At 42.2% G+C, this 20,074-nt stretch carries 25 protein-coding genes and 1 pseudogene; all 26 read right to left on the bottom strand.

From position 1 onward, the window contains the following. Positions 1-43 precede the first annotated feature (43 nt). Positions 44-193, bottom strand: a pseudogene (locus ACOV1R_RS09485) (LysM peptidoglycan-binding domain-containing protein); the annotation flags it as partial. Between the two features lie 293 nt (positions 194-486). Further along, on the bottom strand, positions 487-861 hold the full coding sequence (locus tag ACOV1R_RS09480; protein WP_158179005.1) for a phage holin: 375 nt from the start codon (positions 859-861) through the stop codon (positions 487-489). Continuing rightward, positions 848-1,144 carry a hypothetical protein gene (locus tag ACOV1R_RS09475; RefSeq protein ID WP_158179004.1) on the bottom strand — a complete coding sequence of 99 codons (297 nt, stop codon included), beginning with the start codon at positions 1,142-1,144 and terminating at the stop codon, positions 848-850. Before ACOV1R_RS09475 ends, ACOV1R_RS09480 begins: the two co-directional genes overlap by 14 nt. Beyond that, positions 1,145-2,350 carry a GH25 family lysozyme gene (locus ACOV1R_RS09470; protein ID WP_219033505.1) on the bottom strand — a complete coding sequence of 402 codons (1,206 nt, stop codon included), beginning with the start codon at positions 2,348-2,350 and terminating at the stop codon, positions 1,145-1,147. Positions 2,351-2,361: 11 nt separating this feature from the next. After that, on the bottom strand, positions 2,362-2,574 hold the full coding sequence (locus ACOV1R_RS09465; RefSeq protein WP_217203253.1) for a hypothetical protein: 213 nt from the start codon (positions 2,572-2,574) through the stop codon (positions 2,362-2,364). Then, entirely contained in the window at positions 2,571-3,713 is a 1,143-nt protein-coding gene (locus ACOV1R_RS09460; protein WP_217203255.1) for a collagen-like protein, read from the bottom strand. Before ACOV1R_RS09460 ends, ACOV1R_RS09465 begins: the two co-directional genes overlap by 4 nt. 14 nt (positions 3,714-3,727) lie before the next feature. Next, positions 3,728-3,874, bottom strand: a complete 147-nt coding sequence (locus tag ACOV1R_RS09455) for an XkdX family protein (protein ID WP_210716356.1) — start codon at positions 3,872-3,874, stop codon at positions 3,728-3,730. Further along, positions 3,874-4,185 carry a DUF2977 domain-containing protein gene (locus tag ACOV1R_RS09450; protein ID WP_217203256.1) on the bottom strand — a complete coding sequence of 104 codons (312 nt, stop codon included), beginning with the start codon at positions 4,183-4,185 and terminating at the stop codon, positions 3,874-3,876. The genes ACOV1R_RS09455 and ACOV1R_RS09450 overlap by 1 nt, the downstream gene beginning before the upstream one ends. Before the next feature lie 4 nt (positions 4,186-4,189). Continuing rightward, a complete protein-coding gene (locus ACOV1R_RS09445) occupies positions 4,190-4,954 on the bottom strand; it encodes a hypothetical protein (RefSeq protein ID WP_217203258.1) in 765 nt (254 codons plus the stop codon). A 17-nt stretch (positions 4,955-4,971) separates the two neighbouring features. Then, on the bottom strand, positions 4,972-5,631 hold the full coding sequence (locus ACOV1R_RS09440; RefSeq protein WP_134992770.1) for a phage baseplate upper protein: 660 nt from the start codon (positions 5,629-5,631) through the stop codon (positions 4,972-4,974). A gap of 11 nt (positions 5,632-5,642) precedes the next feature. Beyond that, positions 5,643-6,707: an SGNH/GDSL hydrolase family protein gene (locus ACOV1R_RS09435; protein ID WP_217203260.1), complete on the bottom strand. Its 1,065-nt coding sequence runs from the start codon at positions 6,705-6,707 to the stop codon at positions 5,643-5,645. Next, complete coding sequence (locus ACOV1R_RS09430) at positions 6,704-6,925, bottom strand: PepSY domain-containing protein (protein ID WP_047673688.1); 222 nt, start codon at positions 6,923-6,925, stop codon at positions 6,704-6,706. The genes ACOV1R_RS09435 and ACOV1R_RS09430 overlap by 4 nt, the downstream gene beginning before the upstream one ends. Next, positions 6,918-8,045 (bottom strand): phage tail protein, encoded by a 1,128-nt coding sequence (locus ACOV1R_RS09425; protein ID WP_217203262.1) that lies wholly within the window; start codon positions 8,043-8,045, stop codon positions 6,918-6,920. The genes ACOV1R_RS09430 and ACOV1R_RS09425 overlap by 8 nt, the downstream gene beginning before the upstream one ends. 11 nt (positions 8,046-8,056) lie before the next feature. Continuing rightward, positions 8,057-8,875: a phage tail domain-containing protein gene (locus tag ACOV1R_RS09420; protein ID WP_064972014.1), complete on the bottom strand. Its 819-nt coding sequence runs from the start codon at positions 8,873-8,875 to the stop codon at positions 8,057-8,059. Continuing rightward, on the bottom strand, positions 8,876-9,592 hold the full coding sequence (locus tag ACOV1R_RS09415) for a hypothetical protein (RefSeq protein ID WP_217203264.1): 717 nt from the start codon (positions 9,590-9,592) through the stop codon (positions 8,876-8,878). Positions 9,593-9,622: 30 nt separating this feature from the next. Further along, positions 9,623-14,506 (bottom strand): phage tail tape measure protein, encoded by a 4,884-nt coding sequence (locus tag ACOV1R_RS09410; protein WP_217203266.1) that lies wholly within the window; start codon positions 14,504-14,506, stop codon positions 9,623-9,625. Between the two features lie 15 nt (positions 14,507-14,521). Beyond that, positions 14,522-15,163, bottom strand: coding sequence for a Gp15 family bacteriophage protein (locus ACOV1R_RS09405; protein WP_217203268.1), 642 nt, complete (start codon positions 15,161-15,163; stop codon positions 14,522-14,524). Then, complete coding sequence (locus ACOV1R_RS09400; protein WP_217203270.1) at positions 15,160-15,678, bottom strand: hypothetical protein; 519 nt, start codon at positions 15,676-15,678, stop codon at positions 15,160-15,162. Before ACOV1R_RS09400 ends, ACOV1R_RS09405 begins: the two co-directional genes overlap by 4 nt. A 118-nt stretch (positions 15,679-15,796) precedes the next feature. Next, on the bottom strand, positions 15,797-16,405 hold the full coding sequence (locus ACOV1R_RS09395) for a phage tail tube protein (protein ID WP_064972010.1): 609 nt from the start codon (positions 16,403-16,405) through the stop codon (positions 15,797-15,799). Between the two features lie 17 nt (positions 16,406-16,422). Then, entirely contained in the window at positions 16,423-16,848 is a 426-nt protein-coding gene (locus ACOV1R_RS09390; protein WP_063722337.1) for a hypothetical protein, read from the bottom strand. Further along, positions 16,848-17,249: a minor capsid protein gene (locus tag ACOV1R_RS09385; protein WP_046947889.1), complete on the bottom strand. Its 402-nt coding sequence runs from the start codon at positions 17,247-17,249 to the stop codon at positions 16,848-16,850. Before ACOV1R_RS09385 ends, ACOV1R_RS09390 begins: the two co-directional genes overlap by 1 nt. Further along, entirely contained in the window at positions 17,246-17,635 is a 390-nt protein-coding gene (locus ACOV1R_RS09380) for a putative minor capsid protein (RefSeq protein WP_050339426.1), read from the bottom strand. The genes ACOV1R_RS09385 and ACOV1R_RS09380 overlap by 4 nt, the downstream gene beginning before the upstream one ends. Beyond that, positions 17,636-18,040: a hypothetical protein gene (locus ACOV1R_RS09375; RefSeq protein WP_063722335.1), complete on the bottom strand. Its 405-nt coding sequence runs from the start codon at positions 18,038-18,040 to the stop codon at positions 17,636-17,638. Positions 18,041-18,050: 10 nt separating this feature from the next. Continuing rightward, complete coding sequence (locus ACOV1R_RS09370) at positions 18,051-18,311, bottom strand: hypothetical protein (RefSeq protein WP_063722334.1); 261 nt, start codon at positions 18,309-18,311, stop codon at positions 18,051-18,053. A gap of 88 nt (positions 18,312-18,399) precedes the next feature. Continuing rightward, complete coding sequence (locus ACOV1R_RS09365; RefSeq protein ID WP_217203272.1) at positions 18,400-19,347, bottom strand: N4-gp56 family major capsid protein; 948 nt, start codon at positions 19,345-19,347, stop codon at positions 18,400-18,402. A 13-nt stretch (positions 19,348-19,360) separates the two neighbouring features. Continuing rightward, entirely contained in the window at positions 19,361-19,963 is a 603-nt protein-coding gene (locus ACOV1R_RS09360) for a hypothetical protein (RefSeq protein WP_063722333.1), read from the bottom strand. Between the last annotated feature and the right edge of the window lie 111 nt (positions 19,964-20,074).

Here is a 20,074-nt window from a genome sequence, read left to right as displayed (position 1 = left end):
TAAAAAATCCCTACACCAGCAATTGCTAGTGTAGGGATTTCGTCTATTTTATAATCAATTTTGTGCCCGGATAAATCGTTGAATAGATACTATCACCGTTTTGCGCTGCCAACGCGTAGACGCTTAAGCCATTGCGTTGAGCAATCGCCCACCATGAATCACCGTACTTGACTGTATAATACGTGTGAGAATAACCAGCTTTAGAATACCACCTGCCAATTGCCAGTAATGTAGTTTCACAGTAGTGAGTATTAAAGTTGCACGATTTCTCATGTATTCCTATGATAATAATGGAACCTAGTAATAATCTGGTTTCCTCTTTCGCTAAGATACTTTCTCTTATGTATTAGCCGTCTGCCTTTACAGCAGGCGGCTTTTTACGCAAAAAATCCCCCACGCCGAAGCGCAGGGGAAAAGTTGCACAATGATCAAGCTCCACAATTAATGAAACTCTATATCAAGTTATAGCCAGTAGTTATTATAGCACTATTTTGCCGCTTGTGAGGCGGATTCTGACGCCGTTTCAGTATCAGATGATGCAGAACTATTCACTACAGCGACTGTAGACGTGGGTGCTTGTAATTCGTCAGCGGCCTGATTAGCGGTCGCTTCAACCTGACTTTCCTCATCGTTATCAGTCGTTGGTGCCGTCACCGTTTGAACGTCAGTAATAACGCCCAGCATACCAAGGATCGTTAATACAGTGTTGATAACAGCAACAATGGCTGACCAATCACCGGCAAACTTGATGCCAAATACAGCTAGTACCTGTTGAATTAAAACGATCAGCAACGAAATAATCCCAGCAATCAACTTACCATTCAAGCTTCCATCGGCATTCTTAAAACTAATCTTTTTCATTTGATTTGGCTTCCTTTTCATATAGATGTTTAAGTTCAATGTCATGACCATCTAACCGGTCTTCTACCTTAATGACCCGATTTTCAATTGCGTTAATTGTTTCGGCGTTTTGCTGTCGTACTTTTAAACTTTCATCAGTAAAACGGCTAAGCCGCTTGCCTAAATTGTTAAGTGGAATGCGGACCGTCTTATTGAGAATCCAATTAGCTAATACACAAATACTAGTGACAATTGCAGCAATCGATCCCCATTCATCCCAACCTAAACCTAATAGTGTATGCAATCACCGCACCACCAATCTCTGGCCAGGATAGATAGTGGTGTAAATTGTCTTGCCATTATGACTAGCTAATGTAGTCATACTTAGGCCGTTGTGCTGAGCGATTGACCACCAGCTGTCGCCAAACTTGACTGTGTAATACGTATGACTAACCAGCTGACCAGTAACTCGCTTCCCGTAAGCTGGCCCATTGGTGACACCTAGCTTGATAAAGCCATACAGGCCGTTTGAACGGGTGTAGCGTGCCCATACATAGTCGTGTTCAATAATAACCGCGTTGTAAATCACACTCTCACCCTTGTAATAGGTAGCCACTTGACTAACTTTGTCGCTATCCGTATATCGTACGGCCAGAGTCCGATTAGGATAGAACACCCCACATTGGTTGTATTTAACAACCTTAAAGGTGGCCTTCTTAGCTGCCTGAGCCTTTTGAGCCTGCTTAACATTGGCCTGAGCTTTAGCCTTGCTAGCAGTTGTATAGCCTGACTTGGTAATGCCCGTTAAATCAACGTTGCCGTCTAATCCTTGTGGAACGCCATTCACATAGCCAGTAATCCGATACATACTCGTAAACTGGAATATAGCCACGCCGTCCATGCTAGGAAACCAGTTATAATCAGGACTAGTTCTAACCAGATAGTCCGGATATTCAGCTAGCCATAAACAGCTACCGTAGGCACGTACAATGGCACTCACATTAACATGTGCATTTAAATAATCTTTGCCACCATAAAGCGTTGGGGTATAGCCATACGCCTTAATTAACTTAAATTGAGTTTTAATGACGTTAGTGTTGGCTGTCACACTATTAGAAGCCCCGTCCTCATAGTCTAGCGCTACAATACTACCCTTGGGCGTCCTAACACGTGGCAAGTAATAGGCCATCATAGCCTTGGCATTGGTCATATTGCCACCGACACCATCCCACAAATAGGTGTGTACCCGTTTACCAGCCTGCTGAGCTGCTTTAACTTGGCTGTTATACGTGGTTTGAGGGATATTAGTACCGCCATAGAAGCCACCTGCCTGTGATAGTACAAACTTATCAGTGTTGTAGCCAAATGTCCCACTATTACCGTTATATTTAGACCAATCAACCCCTTGGTCACGGCTAGTTGAAGCCTGACTGGTAGCATTGACCATCAAAAAGGCCATAAAAATGGCGCCCACCATTAAGATGAGTGCCTTCAACTTGCGCTTATTCAATTGTCTGCCTCCTATTGTACGCTGCTATTATCTGCGGTAGCTGATACCTGTGCAGCTTTGTAGGCTGTAATTGCATCGGATACTTGAGTAACCTGAGTTTGGGTAATCAGTGATTTTACTAGATAATTGCCAGCGTATACAGTTGCTAAGTCCGATGGAATCAATCCATTGTTAATACTGCTAATTAATCCTTCTGTTAAAAATTCGCTCAAATCAAAACTCATGACAAAGACCCCCCTAGCGCTACAATAGCCGCTTTTATTTTTGCGTAATCCGATTGCGTCAAAATTTCTTCTGGATTAGGACTCCAATCGGTAGCTAAGCTACCCGTTTCGATTTTTGGCGAGTGGCACCAAATTTCACCAATATCATTCACATACAGCTTAAATACACCAACCGTATCATCTGTTACTATTCCGGGCAGATAAATTTTAGTATAGATATCACTATCAATCGTAAACGTTTTAGCCATACCGTCAAAACTTAAATATAATTGACCATGTCCACGAGCCATAACACTTTGGGTAACAGCTTCACCAACTTCAAATTTATGAGTCGGGTATTGATACAAGCCAATTGCAGCGCTTCCAAGACTATTTTTGATATGCAATACTGTATTATCGACGCCAGCTTCAGTGATTAATTCAAAAATTTCTGCTTTGTCATGTAAGTTTTGAGACCAATTGGGATTTAACGTGGCAGAATTTAAAAGGTAATTTTGTCCGCCGACCTGCAAGTTATTAACCTGACTCTGCAAACTCTGGAATGCCGGTGCACTAATTAACCCAGTGTTATCAACAGTCCCTGTATCGCCTTTGTCACCTTTGTCACCCTTAGGACCTTGAATACCAGTTGCTCCAGTATCACCTTTATCCCCCTTATCGCCCTTGTCACCCTTATCGCCTTTATCACCTTTATCACCTTTGGCAATCGTGCTTGCGGCTTTATTCAGTTCTTCCACAAAATCGTCAAATGTAATGGTCGTAATCGTGGCACCCGAACTATTTTCGATGTTGGTTGTTACTATAAAGTTGAGTGGGTTGCCACTAGGATAAATGCTAGTCCCTTGGTCGTCCGTCACCCAGACTTCTAAACAGTAATTACCGGTTGGAAAATTATCCAGCGTGTCCTTGTCAAAGCTAAAATTGAATTGTCCAATTGGTAGTTTTGCTAAACTATCAATACTAATTAGCTGTCCACGTAGATAACCGCTACGGTTACCAATCTTGACAGTAATTAATTTCGCCGTTGTCAGGTCAACCGGTAGGTCTTCATTTTTACAGACCAGCGTAAACGTGGTTTCATCATCGCCGACTTTAACCTCTTGCGGTGTTTCATACGCAAATTCAAGTGTCTTTGTCATGTCATCGCCTCCTGTTATTTAGTGGTTGGTGCCACATAATCCTCACCAGTGATTTCTTTGTATTGATCGGCTGTCAAGCCGAATCCCACAAACACCTTATAGTAGTTAGCGTCATTTTGACCCCAAGATTTAAACAGTTGGCATTCTTCATAAATAGTCATTATTTAGCACTCCCTTTGCTTAAAGTTGCAATCTTTGCTTCTTGATCCATGGCTAATTGTTTTAATTGGATAATGTCTTTTTCCTGTTGCATCAGTAATTGTTGCTCAGTTGTGGGCATTGCCGGTGTCTCTGTTGGCGCCGTGTAGTCTGGATTAATGACAATCAAATTCTGCTTTAATAAATACCGTCCAGGCTGAAAGTCAACCGTAAACTCGTCCGGGATTTGACCCGTATAATCGATTCCCCCTGTCAAGCTTCCAAAAGACGCATAGCTCGTAATTTGTTGTTGTTGATCGACTAATAACTGCATCACGTTACCCCCTAATTCCTTCGATTCGTTGTAAAACCGTATCTGTAACTTGAGTTGAATTTCCTGGTGACGGATTAAATAATACTTGAGAAATCGTCATACTGTTACCATCATCACTCTGGTCTATCGTAAGCTCAAGTGAACGGGTATTTTTACCATCATGAGTTTGGCCGACTTGTGTAATATAACGCGTTTTACCATTTGTTGCTGAAGTTCTCAGGCGTGTTTGACCTAATGCTGTATTCACAAAAAATTGTAAATCATCAAATTCATTGATAGATGATTTTAAATTAACTGTATCGCCAAGCTTAGCTGAACCTTCCCACAATTTGACGGGCATAACAGAATGAGGATCTCGCCACTTACCCTGATACTTTTCAATATAGGTTAGACTACCAATAAACAGCAGAATGCCATAATCACCGTCATCAGTAAACACAGCTACAATAAATCCATTAGCATATTCATTATCCATATGTGGCAAATTATTTTCAGTGCTGTGGTAGTGATATAAACCACTTTCATTAATCGCTTGAATATCATTGTTTGGCACGGCTACCGCATCCTTGAAAGCGTCCCCAGTTAGTAGCACATTACGCCCATTAACCGTTAGTTGATCGGTGAAGTTCTTCGTCCCACCAATCGCCATTTGGTTACCGCTAGTCATGACTAATTTATCAGTTGCGTCCTTAATCGCTTGCGTTAAGGTATAAGGATTGGTTGGATTGCCATCCTTATCGACGAGTTGATCGAAATATTCTTGTGTCATTTACTAAAACTTCCTTCCTACACTAGCTTTCTCTGATTTGGATCATAAGAAATTACCGTGTCAAATGGAGCTAATTTAGTGTCTAAATCGCTGGTTTTGACAATGTTGCCAGCCTTAATTTGAACGTTCAAATTATCAATTGCGTCTTGAGCATTCTTGGCAGCGTCTTGGACACCCTTGACTTGGGTGGCAAAATTATTTTCTTGTGTTAGTAAATCTTTAAGACTAGCATCGTACTTGGCTTGAACGTTCGCAACCAAAGCATCATAATCGCTGAGATAATCTTTACTATTAATCCCCATTTCAACAATGTTTGAATCAACATGAATGGCCACATCAACGGTCGTATCGACTTGATCGCCACGCATTAATTTGAAAAATGCTTGTTTGTAATCCCCCTTAACCGTAAAAGCTTGCGGCGGGAATACGTACCTAAAGATGCCGCCTTGTGGGTCTAAGACAGTTCCACCGTTATTATCAATAATATGAGTATCGTCAGCTTTGACCCCTTCAAACACGACGTTAATTCCAGTCAGATCATAATTTCCACCATTAGAAACCAGCTTCACGGTAACAGCCTTGAGGCCACCATCGCCAACCCTGGCATAAATGGCTTGCTTGGTCACTTGGTTATCTGGTACTTTAGTAATGTCATACACTAAATCTTGGTTTGCCATTTAGTTCACTCCTATCCATAGAAATAATATAGTTGCTTGGCTAATTCTTGGGCAATAAGCTGATGACCAACACTATTCGGGTGTAAGCCTTCTGGCATCATTTTTTTCCGAAAGGCTGGGTTCATCGGCTGAAATAATGCCGGTTGCATGAAGTCGGCGTATGGTAAATCCAAATCGGTGCAAGCTAACTTTTGTGCGTCCATGTAATCATGCAAATCCTTACCTAGATCATTTTTGGTGCGGTCTGTCCGTCGAATTGTAGTACCATTAACCGGTACTTGCAGTGTCGCTGTCATGACAATAATTTTAGCTTGTGGATTAAGCGAGCGAATATTGTCAACGACACGGTAAAAGGCACCAATGTAAGAAGTTTTTTCATCGTCTGACTTAGTACCGACGAGGGAATTTGCTAACCAATCATCATCAGTTCCTTGAATGATTACTAAATCGCAGCCAGCAATTTGCTTACTCTGAGCGTAAATACTGTTATCATCATTGTTCATCATATGAGCACCGCTGCTTGATACGTTATTAATCTTGGCCCCGGAAGCTTTCACTAAAACATCCCCAAAGTTGACGTCAGCAAGATGACCATGTGCGACACTATCGCCGATAATGCCAATATTTTTAGCATTTTTAACAGTAGTAGAAAGCGCCAAGTAATCAGTGCTAATTCGGCCCGCATCGTCAACCGTGATGGGTCGTTGCCATATCTCGGTGATACCTTTAAGATAGTTAATTTCAGCCATCAGCCGGTCACTCATTGAAGCTTGTTGCTGGCCTTGTGAATCAGTTCTAAACGTCAACACTTCTTGTGTAATTTGAAGTGGTGATAAGTCAGGCAAAACAATTGCTCGTATTTCTCCCCATAGCTCGTTTTTAAACGCTTCAAGCTGTTCTGGCTGGATAATTAATTGATTGACCTCTTTTTCTAAATCATTAACTTGGGATTTGATTGTTTCCCAGTCGTTTTCATTTAAAGCATCTTGAATTATCGTAAAATTAGATATCAGCATTTCCCGTAGCGGAGCATCATACACAGCAGATAATTCATTAGCGAATAATTTAATGCTCATTCAACCGCCTCCTTCTTTTGCCACGTCACTTTCCCGTCATTATCAATGGCAGGTTCCCATACCGTTCCATCTGGTGACGTCAACTGCCCAATTAAACTTAGTCGTTGGTCCAAGTCATCACTAGTAACTAACTCTGGTTTATTGGCAATCTTCTCCCAGCTAATTGGAAACTGCATTGAAAGAATATTAATAGCCTGTTGCACCGTCATTTTATCCATTCGCGGCACCACCCAATGCATTAAGTCTTGCTAGTGTACTCGCATCAGTAATCAAATCATTGCCGTCTACAGCATCAAGCCCGGCCTTTAGCTGTGCGATTTGCTTACCAGAATCACTATGAGCAGTCTGCAATCCCGCGGTGATTTGTGTAAAGCTTTTGGTCATATTGCCAAATGTCACGCTAGTCGTCGCTGGGTTAACCAAATCAATCACGGTTTCACTGATTCGAGTTTCAACATCAACACCATTGCGATCCCGAATATAGCCATAATTTCCAACCTCACTGTTATTAATCATTCCAGATACCGAGTTAGTCTTGAAATCATTCAATGTCGCAGTTCGCTGAATCAACGGCACATCTTGTAATTTTGATTTCAAATATGCCAATAGGGAATCACTATTCGTGAACCGCTCATCAGAAATTGGCTCTGCATCAATTACACCCCACGTTGTTGCGTTAGGACTCGTGTACTCAGCAGTAGCCAATGGCTTTTCTTTGTCGTCTAACTTACCTGTACCTTTAATATGAGTTGCAATCGTCGTGTAATCACTCTCATCGGTCAACGAGCTAAGATTCAATCCATCTAACCAAACGAAAGCATCACGCTTACCGACTTGTTTATAAATATCAATGTGCTTGCCCGTACTAGTCCATTCGAAATTGAAGTCCGACATCAAAGTGTTTAAGAATAAATCAAATGCTAATCCAGTACCGAAATCTTCAGGAAAATCATAATGATTGAAATCATCATGAATCGTATACGTAAAACCAGTGCCTTCAGTAATTAGCTGCATACAGCTATCGAGCGACTGGGATCCCTTTATACTCTTCTCAACGTAATGGTCATTTAAATCGTGCACAGCGCCTAGAAACGTTGCTTTAACATTGCGACTACCACCGATGTTAGATCCATTCATGGTCTGAATACGATAAGCTTCACCACTATCAGAATCTAGCAAAAGCGTGCGTGGTTGCAACATGCCTACGGCAGACGCATTCGTACCCGTGTTAATGAACGTCAATTCCAACTGCGCCACTTGATTCACGGTTTCAGTCAATTGTGCTGAAATTGGGATAACTGGTAGTTCGTTACCTGTTACATCACGTAAATAAAACACTTTCACACCTCCTAAACGTAATACCGTGTATCAAATTCCAAATCATAATTAGTTGCGCCTGCAATTTGTAGCTCGTTAATCCCTTTGACGTAATCTAAATAGGCATGATTCCCCTTGCTGTAGACATTCACGCCATCCACAACTGGAACCATGCCATATAAAATTAGAGTTTGGGATTTCTTCAACGCTTGATTTAACTGAAACACTTGTCCCGTAGTTTTGTTAGTAATCGATAATTGACTAGCCACATCTCCATGGAAGGTTAATGTGGCCGTCTTGCCATCAGCCAGCAGCGGAATTGAGCCACCAACAAACACCTTGACGTCACTTTGATTGGTGAAACGATACGGCGGCAAACATGCAAACGGAATATCAAATCCTAATGGAATGTTATTCTCCATGTTAGCAGTAGTGTTAATCGTCTCACCAAATCCACCAGTAACAACTAGGTTAACTGTGATATCCTCCGTCATAATAGGTGACGCTTCATAAGGGTCTACATTAAAACCATCATCCGCATGGACTGGCCAACGAATCGATGGAATGACGCTACTAACAACATAAAAATCTTCGTAACCACGAAATAAATCAAACAGCTTCAACCGCATTAGTTCTTGGTCAACTGAGTCAATTGTTTTAACGTCAAAAACTAGCGGTATCTTGCGTTCACTCGTGTGTGTTTCAGATGAAGCTACATTGTACTTACCAACTGACGTGTAAGTTCGAGTGAACGTTGGTGCAGGTGGTGAAAACTTTTCTACTTGAATACCCAAATCAGATAGCCAGTAATTACTGCCATCCTGTTGAATCACTTGAATATCTAACTCCATCTATTTGCCTCCTCTCGCTCGATCAATGACAACATCTTGGCCTAGAGCCAGCTTAATTAACGGATACTGGGCATTAAAAAGGACGCCATTATCTAGTTTGGCAGTGATGTTAACTGTCTTGCTAGTAATTGCGTCCACTAATGACTTGACCACACCTAATACCTCACCAGTTCCGTTCGCCACTGTACCACTGACTGCGACGGGCCCACCGTTCTTAGGAACATCTAAGGGGATGGTACTATTTAATCCAGCGGCCTGCTCCGCACTTGTAGCAACGAAGGCCTGCTGACCAAATGACATCTTGACAGCTTGGTCCGTTAAATACTTGCTGTAATTCGACTGATCATCCGGGATATGAATTTCACGTTGGTTATGCTCAGATACCCATGCTAACTGTTTCTCATAGGACTCACCGCCCTTGTCAAAACGACGATGACCACTGGGCGCCCAGCCGCGATTCCACATCAAATCGTTGTACCAGTTGGAATCATTAAATAACGCCAATAATTGGTCATAACCATTAGCACGGTTTCCATGGCCTTTAACCGCGTAATACCGGAATGTTTGTCCAATAAATTGAAGCAACCCTTGGGCAGGGTCAACACCAGTATTGACATCCACATAGCCATGTTGAAATACTGTTGGATTACCACCGGACTCGTGATTGATGGTATTAAGGATTTTCTTAACGCCATCTTCAGGCATCGATACGTGCATAGCAGCGGCGGCTCGTTTGATGTACGGAATCTACCGTGTTACACCAGCGCCACCCGGATTACCAGCACCCTCAATGGCTAGTTTCTTTAGCCAATTGGTTTGTTTCTTTTCCCAGTCCTTAGTATCTGGGCCAAACTGGTTCTGTGAGCCACCCGGAAATAGGTTCATATCAAAACTTGAATCTATTAATTTTTCCCAGTTCTTAATCGGGTGCTCCATGAACTTCATAGCATCACCAAATAGGTTCTTGATCCAATCAACGATGTTACCACCAGAACCAGTCGCAAACATCGGTAACCCCATCATTTTAAGGAATGGTGCCGCTTTTTCAGTATCCTCACCTGAAAAGACTTGAGCACCGACAGGCAAGTGGGTCACAGTTGGAACAGCCGGTGACAGTCCTAATGATCCATTACCGTAATCAATCAATTCTGGCTTATAACCATCACCGACTATTGCAGTTTCAGGACTTGTGATTTTACCATTAGTACCGGTTTTATGTGGTATCCCTGTCGTTATACTTAACTTGTTTTCAGTTGCTGTGTAAGAACTCTTGCCACCAACAGCTTTAGACAATGCATTAACGCTAGCTCCACCTTGATCGAGGTTATGAGCCACACCCTTTCCAACTCCGCCAGCAGACTTCAAGGGGTCGGCAGCTTTCTCAACTAGGCCTTGATTGAATGATTCCATTGTATCGTTACCAGCACCAACAGCTTTTTGCCCCAAAGTCATAACATCTTTGATGGTTTGAGCAGTCCCTGTAACTGAATTAATAGGCACCTTTTTCTCATCGTTGATACCATCGTTATAACTATCCATGGTCTTACGGCCGCTTTCACCAATATCGATATTAGTCTTCCCCTTAACCATCGCTGCTAATACTTTCAAGTAGTTTTCAGTTGAAATTTTTTTATCAGCATAAGCCTTGTTAAGGGTATCCATGGTCCATGACCCTTCGCCAGTGATATTGATTTTAGCCCCACTCTTTACAGCTGACTTTAGCTTATTCAATGCAGATTTAGCACCAGGGATACCCAATTCAATACCTGTTGCTAAAGTATCAATATCTTTTTGCCCAATCTTTTTCAAGTTATGATCAAAAATATTAGAAATTGCTTTACCATAACGTGTCTTTAAACCACTCTTGGTAATAATTCCAAGATCCAAGCCTAATTTGAGTGATTGAATATCGCTCTTACCCAGCTTAGATAAATCCTGCTTAAAAATAGCAGCATATTGTTTGCCATACTTACCCTTTAAATCGGAGTCTGTAATTGAGCCATCTTTCAAACCTTTTTTCAATGTTGAAATATCATCTTTACCCAGCTGTGATAAGTCTTTAGGAAACAGCCCCATGATTTTTCCATTGAATTGTCCATTTAGGTCAGATAATGTAATTACGCCATCTTTGAGGCCTTGCTTTAGAGTCTTCATTTCCTGATCGCTTACTTTAGACATATCATTGGGGAACAAGCCAACAATTGAATGACCAAACGTAGGTGCTAAACTTTTAAGCGATAATACTCCCGATGATAAACCGGATCGTAATTGTTCAATCTCGCTTTTAGACAAATCACCTATCTGATCTTTTCCATCATTTTCAAATTCATGAAGAATAGACGCAAAATAATATTTTGCTTCTTCAAAGCCAGTTTTAGATCCCGATTTTATATCACTCCAAAACGAGGCAGCTGTCTTCTTACCATACTTTCCAAGATCAATCTTGCTAGTTGTGTCTGAAAGATCCAGACCCCATTGCTTAGCAACTGCCGTAGCACTGCCCAGGCTTCCGTTGTTCAGTGCCTTAATATAATCGCTATGAATCTTAGCGGCCGCTTTGGCGTTATCAGCACCCGACTTAGTAGTGGTTGCTAGTAAGTCATCAGCGTCAACTTTGGCTTGAGCAACAGCTTGGTCAGCATCCATCCCCATTGCCTCATAGGCTTTTTCCTGAGACTTCTGGAACTTAGCTATATTCTTTTCAATGGTCCCATGCGCGTTGACTTGATCATCAATGTACTTCTGATTGTCTTTCTTATGATCAGCAATCCACTTAGCTGCAGATTCTTCGCTGTTGCTGACATCGTCCCAATAAAGCTTTTCCTTTTTGCCATTCTCATCGGTAATCGTTTTCGTGTATTCATCATCAAGCGTTTGCTTAGTACGCAAGCTTTCACGACCATTGTTGTTATACGCATCGCCAGCCGCCTTTTCAGTTTTGATGTATTCCAATGAAGCTTGAGTTTGTTGCTTGTTACGCTTAGCGTCAAGCATGGCAAGTGCTTGGTCGTATTGGTCTTTGCTAATTTGGTCATTTTTTCTTAGCGATTTCAGCTCAGACAGACTCTTCTTGTAACTATCACTTGCCTTGCCGTAAGTCTTAGAGTATGCCGAATCTGCTGACTTCACGTCTGCCTTATACATGCCATCTGTAATAGTTCCATGCTGTTGCGCATAAGCTTTATACAAGGCTTGTTGGTCCTTGTAAGCCAAGCCAAACGCAGAAATCTGCGAATCAATGTAAGCCTCAGCCTCATTTAGTTTAGCCTTTTGAGTAGTAGACAGCTTTGAGAAGTCACCGTCAACTGACTTTAAAATGCTCTCCATCGTTTTTTTAGCTTTTTCAAGCTTACTAGTTTGCCCATCAGCCCGCTTATCAACGCCCTTTTCAACTTGCGTTACCCAGCTATTGCCAGCACTTCCAAAGCTTCCGGATAAGTCGGATAGTGCATCCATCCCGGCCTTTTTAGTCTTGGAAAACTGTTGTTCAACCAAATCAGCCATCTTACTGTATTTAGTAACCACATCGCTAGATAATTGTTTAGACTGCTTACCTACCGCGGTGTCCAATAGTGCCATATCATTCTTGGCTTTTTGATGTAGTTCGTTGAATGAGCCAATTGCTTTTTGCGAGTTTTGACTAATATTGGCACCATATTCGTCCATCGAAGCACGTTGGCGCTTCAACTGGTCACTATGCTCCTTGCCGGCTTTAATCGCAAAATAAGTTGCTGTCCCCACAGCTGCTACACCTAACACGACCGGGGCGGCAGCCGCAGCCAATGCGCCCAATCCTGAAACTGTACCTAATGCTGACCCGCCTAAACCTAACAAGGATGCTGAACCTGTTTCTGCGCCACCACTAAGGCCAGCAATGACAGTACTGGCCGCACCGCCATCTTTAACTAAAGTGCCAAATAACGGTGATAGTTTAGCAGCACCAACCAATAGTTTCATAGATCCACTAGTTAGTAGCCCTACACCAGAGGTCAATTTGCCAAACATGCTAATCAATGGACCACCAGCTGCAACAGCTAAGCCTGTATTAAGAATTAGCTTCTGCGTTGCCGGATCTAAGTCGCTAAAACGGTCTAGCATATTCTTTAACTCACGAATAATGGGCGTGAGGGTTGGTAGGAATTTCTGCCCAAATTCAATCTCTAAAGCGTTTAAACTAGATTTAAATTGGGCCATGGTGAACTGACTCGTGTTACGCATGGTTTTGTTGTATTTATCAACGGTTCCATTGCTGTGTTCGATCTCATTAGATAACGATTTGTACCGGTCAAGATTAGCGTCCATCAAGGTCATACCAACCTTCATATTTTCTTGACCAACAACGTTATACATAAATGACTGGCGCTGCTTATCATTCATCTTCTGGTAGGCACCCTGCATTTGTCCAAGAATATCAAAGACGTCTTTCATTTTGCCTTTGCTATCGAATACTTGAATATTGTATTTCTTTAAATCCTTAGCTGCTTGACCTGTCCCTGTTCCAACTCGTGTCATCAATGATGACAGCCCCGTACCAACAGAACTAGCGTCAATACCAGCAGACTTTAAGCGCCCTGCAATTGCCATAAATTCATATGTTTTAACGCCCATGGCGTGCATTGCAGCACCAGCATTACCACTAATTTCTTTCAAATCGTCTAATGACATGGCTGACTTATGGGTGGCTTCAGTCATCTGATTCATCAAGCTATTACCATTCTTGATTACAGTACTGTTTGAACCCAAGTTCTGACCAAATTGTTCAAGCATAGAAGCGGTCAGTTTAATAGACTCCCCAGACTGATCGGAATTAGCGGTCATAGTCTTTAACAACTCTGGCATCATTCCCATGGCTTGTTTGACATTGTAACCATTAGAAACCAATTCAAACATACCATCATTGATTTCTTTGGTACCAACACCAAATTCTTTGGACCATTTTAATGTGTCTGAAGATAGATTCTTCATAATTGAGCTTGTTTGGCTAGCAGAGTATCCTTGTGCAACAACTTCCTTACGGATATCAGCTAATTGATATTGATAATCGGAAGCGGCTTTAGTTGCTACACCCAGTGCTGTGACAATAGGTACCGTAAAACCAATAGTGGCCTTACTTCCAAGAGAGCTAATCTTTTCACCAGCATTTTGTATCTTAGTACCCATTATCATGGCTTTGTCAGCTGCGGCAGCCATTTCAGGTGTTAATGCACCAACACCCTTTTGCAACTTGCCTGCTGACAAAACCAGAGCTTGCTGTTCACGTTCAAGGGCAGCATATTTACTTTTAGCTGCTACTACTTGAGCAGAATTATCACCTTCTGCTCGTGACAGACGACCAATTTCACCAGCTGTTGCTGTCATCTCTTGTCGGTTAGCTTGCAACTGCGCTTTATAAGAGTTCAACTTAGAAACTTGAGAAGACATGTGCAGCCCTGCTTGTTCTTGAGCGGCTGATAGCTTACTATAACTGGCTGCAGTTGTCTCTAACCCTTGATTCAACACTTTTAAATTGGTAGCTGCTTTCGGGCTAACATCCACGTCTTTAAATGTTCGCTTAAGAACTTCGGCTTGTGCAAGTGCCTCTTTAGCGATTAAGTCCACGTTAATCTTGACACTACCAGCAATATCAGCCATCTACACACATCCTTTCTATATTTTCCCTTGCTCCCGTAACTCTTTCATCCGTAACGCCTTGTGTGGCATATCTAAATTAGCTAGCTCGATAGATAGTTCATCTGGTGTCAGCTTGCCGTCGCCATCGGTGTGAGCTTGCTTTAATCCATAAATCAGCTTCATTTGTTTCAGATAAGTTTGCGTATCAGCATCCATATCATCACTAACCTTAGCCAGTCGAAATCTGACAACTTTTTTAAATTGCGTATCTTCATTCAGACCATCTAACATTGTTGTAAATCGTTCCCAACTAGAACTATCTCGATCTAAATCGATACCATATTGTTGTTGGAACCCAGCCTTGATTAACGATTCGTCTTCATCAAAATCAAAAGACCGCTTACCAGACTTGAGCACCTTAGCTCGAACCCGATCGCGGTCATTATTGATTTTTGTATTAAATATTTCAGACAGTAACTGACCCTTGTCCTCAAAACGTAGCTTGCTCGTATCGTCTAATACCAGCGCTTTTAAGCTGACTTCTACACGCTCTGGTATAGTGAGACCTTCATCCCGGATCGCTTTAAAATAGAGCAACACCATGCGAAATGAAAGGTCTAAACGATACCGATGTTTCCGAAATACGATGCTGTTAGTGTTTATCTCGGTAAAACTCATTGTTCATTCTTCCGCAATTCTGTAATGGACTGTAAGTACTTATCGCGATAATCGGAAATATCCGTATGTTGTTCTACGTTAACCATGATTTGAGCGACAACTTTAGCAAATACCACCATGGAATCATTGCAAGTATGATATAGTTTCTTGCCAGCATCTTTACCAAACATGCCATCAAGTAATTGATAAAAGCGTTCCTTAGCTTCAATCTTATATTTGTTCTGAATATCATCGTACATTCGCAAATAGCGTCGTTGTAGGACTTGTTTCTTATGATCTAATGCCGTCATTGGCTCATTAATCATATATTTTTCCAATTGAGCTTCTTTATCAGTTAACTCAACTGATCGATGATGTAACTCCTGCTGTAATTTCACCTCAGCCATTTTAATATCATTATATTGATCTGTAAAAACAGCAAACGATTTATCCGCAAAGCTCACCGTGTAACTCTTATCACCAATTTCAAAAGTCATACTGTCACTAGGAACCTCTAATTTAATTACATCACTCATGCTGGTACCTCCTAATATTTTTAGTGCTATGTATGACGGATTACTCCGCCACTTGCCTACATACTTGTTACCACTGCACCATCAGTTGTAGGCATTGCATTGATACTTGATGGTGCTACTATTTTGACGTGCCATCTGGTAAATTAGCTTTGACATGCAAGATAAGCGCATTTTGACATGGTGTATCTGCTAAAGCAGCTTTCATATCAGCAGCTTGTGTTTTTGCAATTAAACCTGGAGCAGCGTTATACGTCATAGTAGTTTTGAAACTACCATTATCATCAGCGGCACCACCACCATCATCAATATCGGTAAAGGTTCCCATCCCTGTTTCAATCATGTTAGGGGTAAGTGATCCATCATCTTCCTGCAACCATTGTACTTTCCGGAACATCCGTTCACGTTGACCGCCGGTTTTTTGCTTCATACCAGCAATATCATCTTGGGCCGGATTACCAATTGAACGGTCACCAGAAATATCATACGATGACGTTACCCCAGTCACTGTCTGCCGTTCCTGACCGCCACCATTATAATAAGCGGCAGATTTCTTCTTATCAGTATATTTAGGTGTGAAAGTTGTAATACCATCACCTAAGTACATCCAAGTAATCGTCTTGTCTGTCCCAGTCTTACCTACCCAATATTCATCTAAATAATTTTCTTGAATTGATCCTTGATAATTCTTATCGGTAGGATCATTTGTTGGCGTTGTAACATCAGCCATTTTGCATTCCTCCTAAATTAAATAATTACTTGTACACTAAAAGCGCCTTGATAGACGCCATACTTTTGAGCATCTTGACCATCGTCATCCTGAACAGTGGCTAGAAACTCCGGTGAGGTTGTCATCTTAGCGCTCATGAATTTGAAACTTCCATTCTCACTTTTGATTGATATCGGCGTTGCATTCTCCATGATGTCCATAATGGCACTGAGAGTGTTAATACAAACAATTCCGTGTGGATGTTTAGCAGTGATTGCAAATGCAAAACTACGGCGGCGGCGACCGTCATAATATCGCGTTGCCGGTCCAGCGGGTTGCAATGTATAACTCAGTGACATTCCAGGAGCATAGTCATTGCCAAGTGTTAACGTATCAAACAGCTTAACGTTAGCACTAATATAATTAGCAACCCGAACATCCAGATCAAGGTCAACTTGACTCACTACGTCGCCCCCAATCCGTGTGCCACGAGCGCTGCCCAATTGTGACCATTAACCAAATAGGCTTTATCAACCCAACCCTTTTGCGCTAACGCATGCTTAGTGTGGTTATAATTCAAAGGCCGATTCGTCACTACTTTGTGATAGCCTCTCCGCTGACCCATTGTATCAGGTGCCTTCACCATTACTTTACCACCGTACATATAGGCCGCATACGGTTCTGTCCAAACAATAGTAACGCCAGTACCGGTTTGAATTCTCGATACATGGCCAGCTAAATAACCATTTAGAAATGGCACATATTGGTCAGAATCACGCACAATCACATCTGCTAGTCGGTTTGTCAGCACATTAAGATTATTCAAACGTGTAACTAATGGTGACAAGTCTACTTTGTTAGTCATTGCAGCACCCCTTCCCAATGATGAACATGCGTACCGAAATCATAAATAGGATCAAGACTCTTCACGATTAGCGATTGGTGAGTACTTTGTACTTCAACCTTGTCGTTAATCTTGGGCAACCTATCTAGTGGCGTCGAGTTAGTTGAATCCACAATTAGTGTATAGGCCCCGGTGACAACCTGTGCACTAGCATTACCACCAACGGATTGAACCGACACTGAGGTTGCAGGTTCGACTCGTACATGTCTAATCGTGTAGTCATCAGATCCATTACTATCTGAGCTTATAATCCATGAATCCTGTTTGGCTTTATTAGCGTCGTAGGGTGTCACTTTGATGGCATCATCTAACAACTCGATGGGAATTGGATCAATAATATCATCCATTTAATGCACCCCACGATACAATAGGCCAGTTGGTCGTAAGTAGTTGATTGCCGCATTGGAGCGTTGTGCCGTACCACGTGGCAGCGTTGTGGGCGCTGATTTCTCATAACTAAATTTGCCTATCGTTACATGACTAATCCCTTTAGCCGATTGTTTAGCGTTAGCTAGCTCTTCAACCCCACCAGAATCAATAAACCATTCAATCTGAGCGCAGACAGCCTTCTTCACGTTAATTCGGTCAGCCTCAAGTGGCAAATCATCAAGATTATGCGAATCGAAATAATAATTTGCGTATTGATTGACCATCTCTTCGGCTCGCATTTCCAAACGTCCAAAATTTATAATTACTGGTACTTGCTCGCCAAAATAAGTGTTAGCGTAAAAATCTTGATCTACTATCGGCATCTAATCACCTCTAACCAGCAGTTACATTGGCACCATCAGTGGTTGCTGCAGCTTTAACATTTTGTGGATCAGCGGGCTTGGCAGCAAGAACCGTAAATCCCAGAACATCTACCTTGTCACTCACTTGGCTACCGTCCACATAGGCAACCTGATAGTCACCAGTAGCGACAACTGTGCCAGCTGCTAAGCCAGTAATTGCCACACTGGTTGCATCACCAGTCGCAATTGCCGTTTCGTTGCCCTTTTGATAAGCATTCAACACTTTAGCCATTCTACATTCCTCCTAATTTTAATTGCCTACTTTGCTGTGATCTTCGCACCGTCATTCGTAGGCATTACTTTAACATTAGACGGTGGCATTATTTTGACGGCGTATCAGATGCCACAGCTTTACCCTTATTGGATTTTTTAACCGTAGCATCCTTAGTGCTGGTTACGTTTTGGTTAATAACAGTACCGCCTTCGACATCAAATGGATTAATGACTAACAACTTAGTGTCATCATAGATTGCAACACCATAATGTTCATCGGCATTAAACTTAGTGATCTTATGATCCATATCGCGACCCTTTTCAGAGAGAACATTCCGCTTCATGTAGGTACGCATTGCACCCGGCTTAACTGCCACAGCGGAGCCTTCTTTGATCTTACGTGACCGCACAATTTGCCATCCGAGTAACTCACCAAATGTGCCATTAATCAAGATGTTGTCGCCTAAATCAGTTGCTCGCGTCCAGTTCTCAGCAGCAGCCTTACGTAGTTTATTGACATCTTTAGGGTTCATAAACAAGACGCCGGTGGTCGGTGAATCATCTTCTACCGCGTATTCACTCGTATCATCATTAAATGCAGCTTCAATTGCATCAACCATATCCAATGACGTAACATCAACGCCAGTGCTTAGCGTAAGCCGTGCTTTCATTGCAGTAGCCAAGATGTCATTGTCAATCTTAGATGCGATTGCCATCGTAATTTGTCGCTGGCCTTCGCCTACTGGATCTCCGTATCCGGATAGAGCGGCTTCGTCAGTAATCTTGACACCTTTACCTGCTTTCTTAATCGTGAACATGTCGGTGTCTGTTGCTAGTCTGGCATAATCAATAGCGCCACCTTCATCGACATCCGTCGCATCTCCGATATACTTGTATCGAGGTACGGTTACATCAGTGCCTGGTCGACCTTCAAGTGTAGTGTCAACAGGTGCAATAGCACTAAACCGGATTGCCTTAGGCAATTTAGCGCTAATCATCGCAGTCATAACTTGTGGATCAATCAGGTTATCTAATACAGTTGTTTCATCTGCCATGTGTTATTTCCTCCTAATTATTTGTTAGTTTTGTAACAGCTTGCTTGTAAACATCAGGGTGCTCTAGTTTCAGTTTTGCAGCTTCACCATAGCTAATCTTTGACAAATCTGGCACCGCAACGTTACCTTGACCACCGCTAAGGTTCTGACCAGCAACGGCTGTTCCTTGTGCGGCTTCTGCACCTTTAAACGATGGGTTCCGTGCCAAAACACCTGTTAATGCCTCATCGATTGTTTTAACGCCATTAGCTTTATTCACCAAGTCGGCTTTAGCGAGCGCCAGCGCATCACTCAGATGGTCAGCATCAACTCCTTGTTTAAGAGCAGCTACTTGAGCTTCTGCAGTGTCAGCACGACTGGTTTCTTTTGCAAGCTTACTGGTAGCCTTGTCTAACTCACCGGATTTAGCCTCCAATGCACTCTGATTAGCCGCCACATCTTTATTATGCTGTTCGACGACACCTTTCAAGTCATCTTCGTTATCGAACCCAAGTGACTTTAATAATTCGGTACGCGCTTCTGTGGCTACCTGTTTAGTATCAATTGGCGTAGGAGTCGGTACTGGATCAGTAACCGGCACTGGTTCAGGTGTTGGAACTGGATTATCTTCTGCCATCTTTATTGCTCCTCTCTAAATTTAGGTGACGAATTTACAATTGAAGTGCAACAAATGATCAAAAAGAAGACTCACAGCCTGAGTCCTTGTAAAATATAGTCACCACAACTT

Source organism: Lactiplantibacillus sp. YT640 (assembly GCF_049745435.1).
Classification (GTDB): Bacteria; Bacillota; Bacilli; order Lactobacillales; family Lactobacillaceae; genus Lactiplantibacillus; species Lactiplantibacillus plantarum.
The sequence above is the reverse complement of the archived record's forward strand: the minus strand, read 5'-3'. Positions and strand labels throughout refer to the sequence as shown.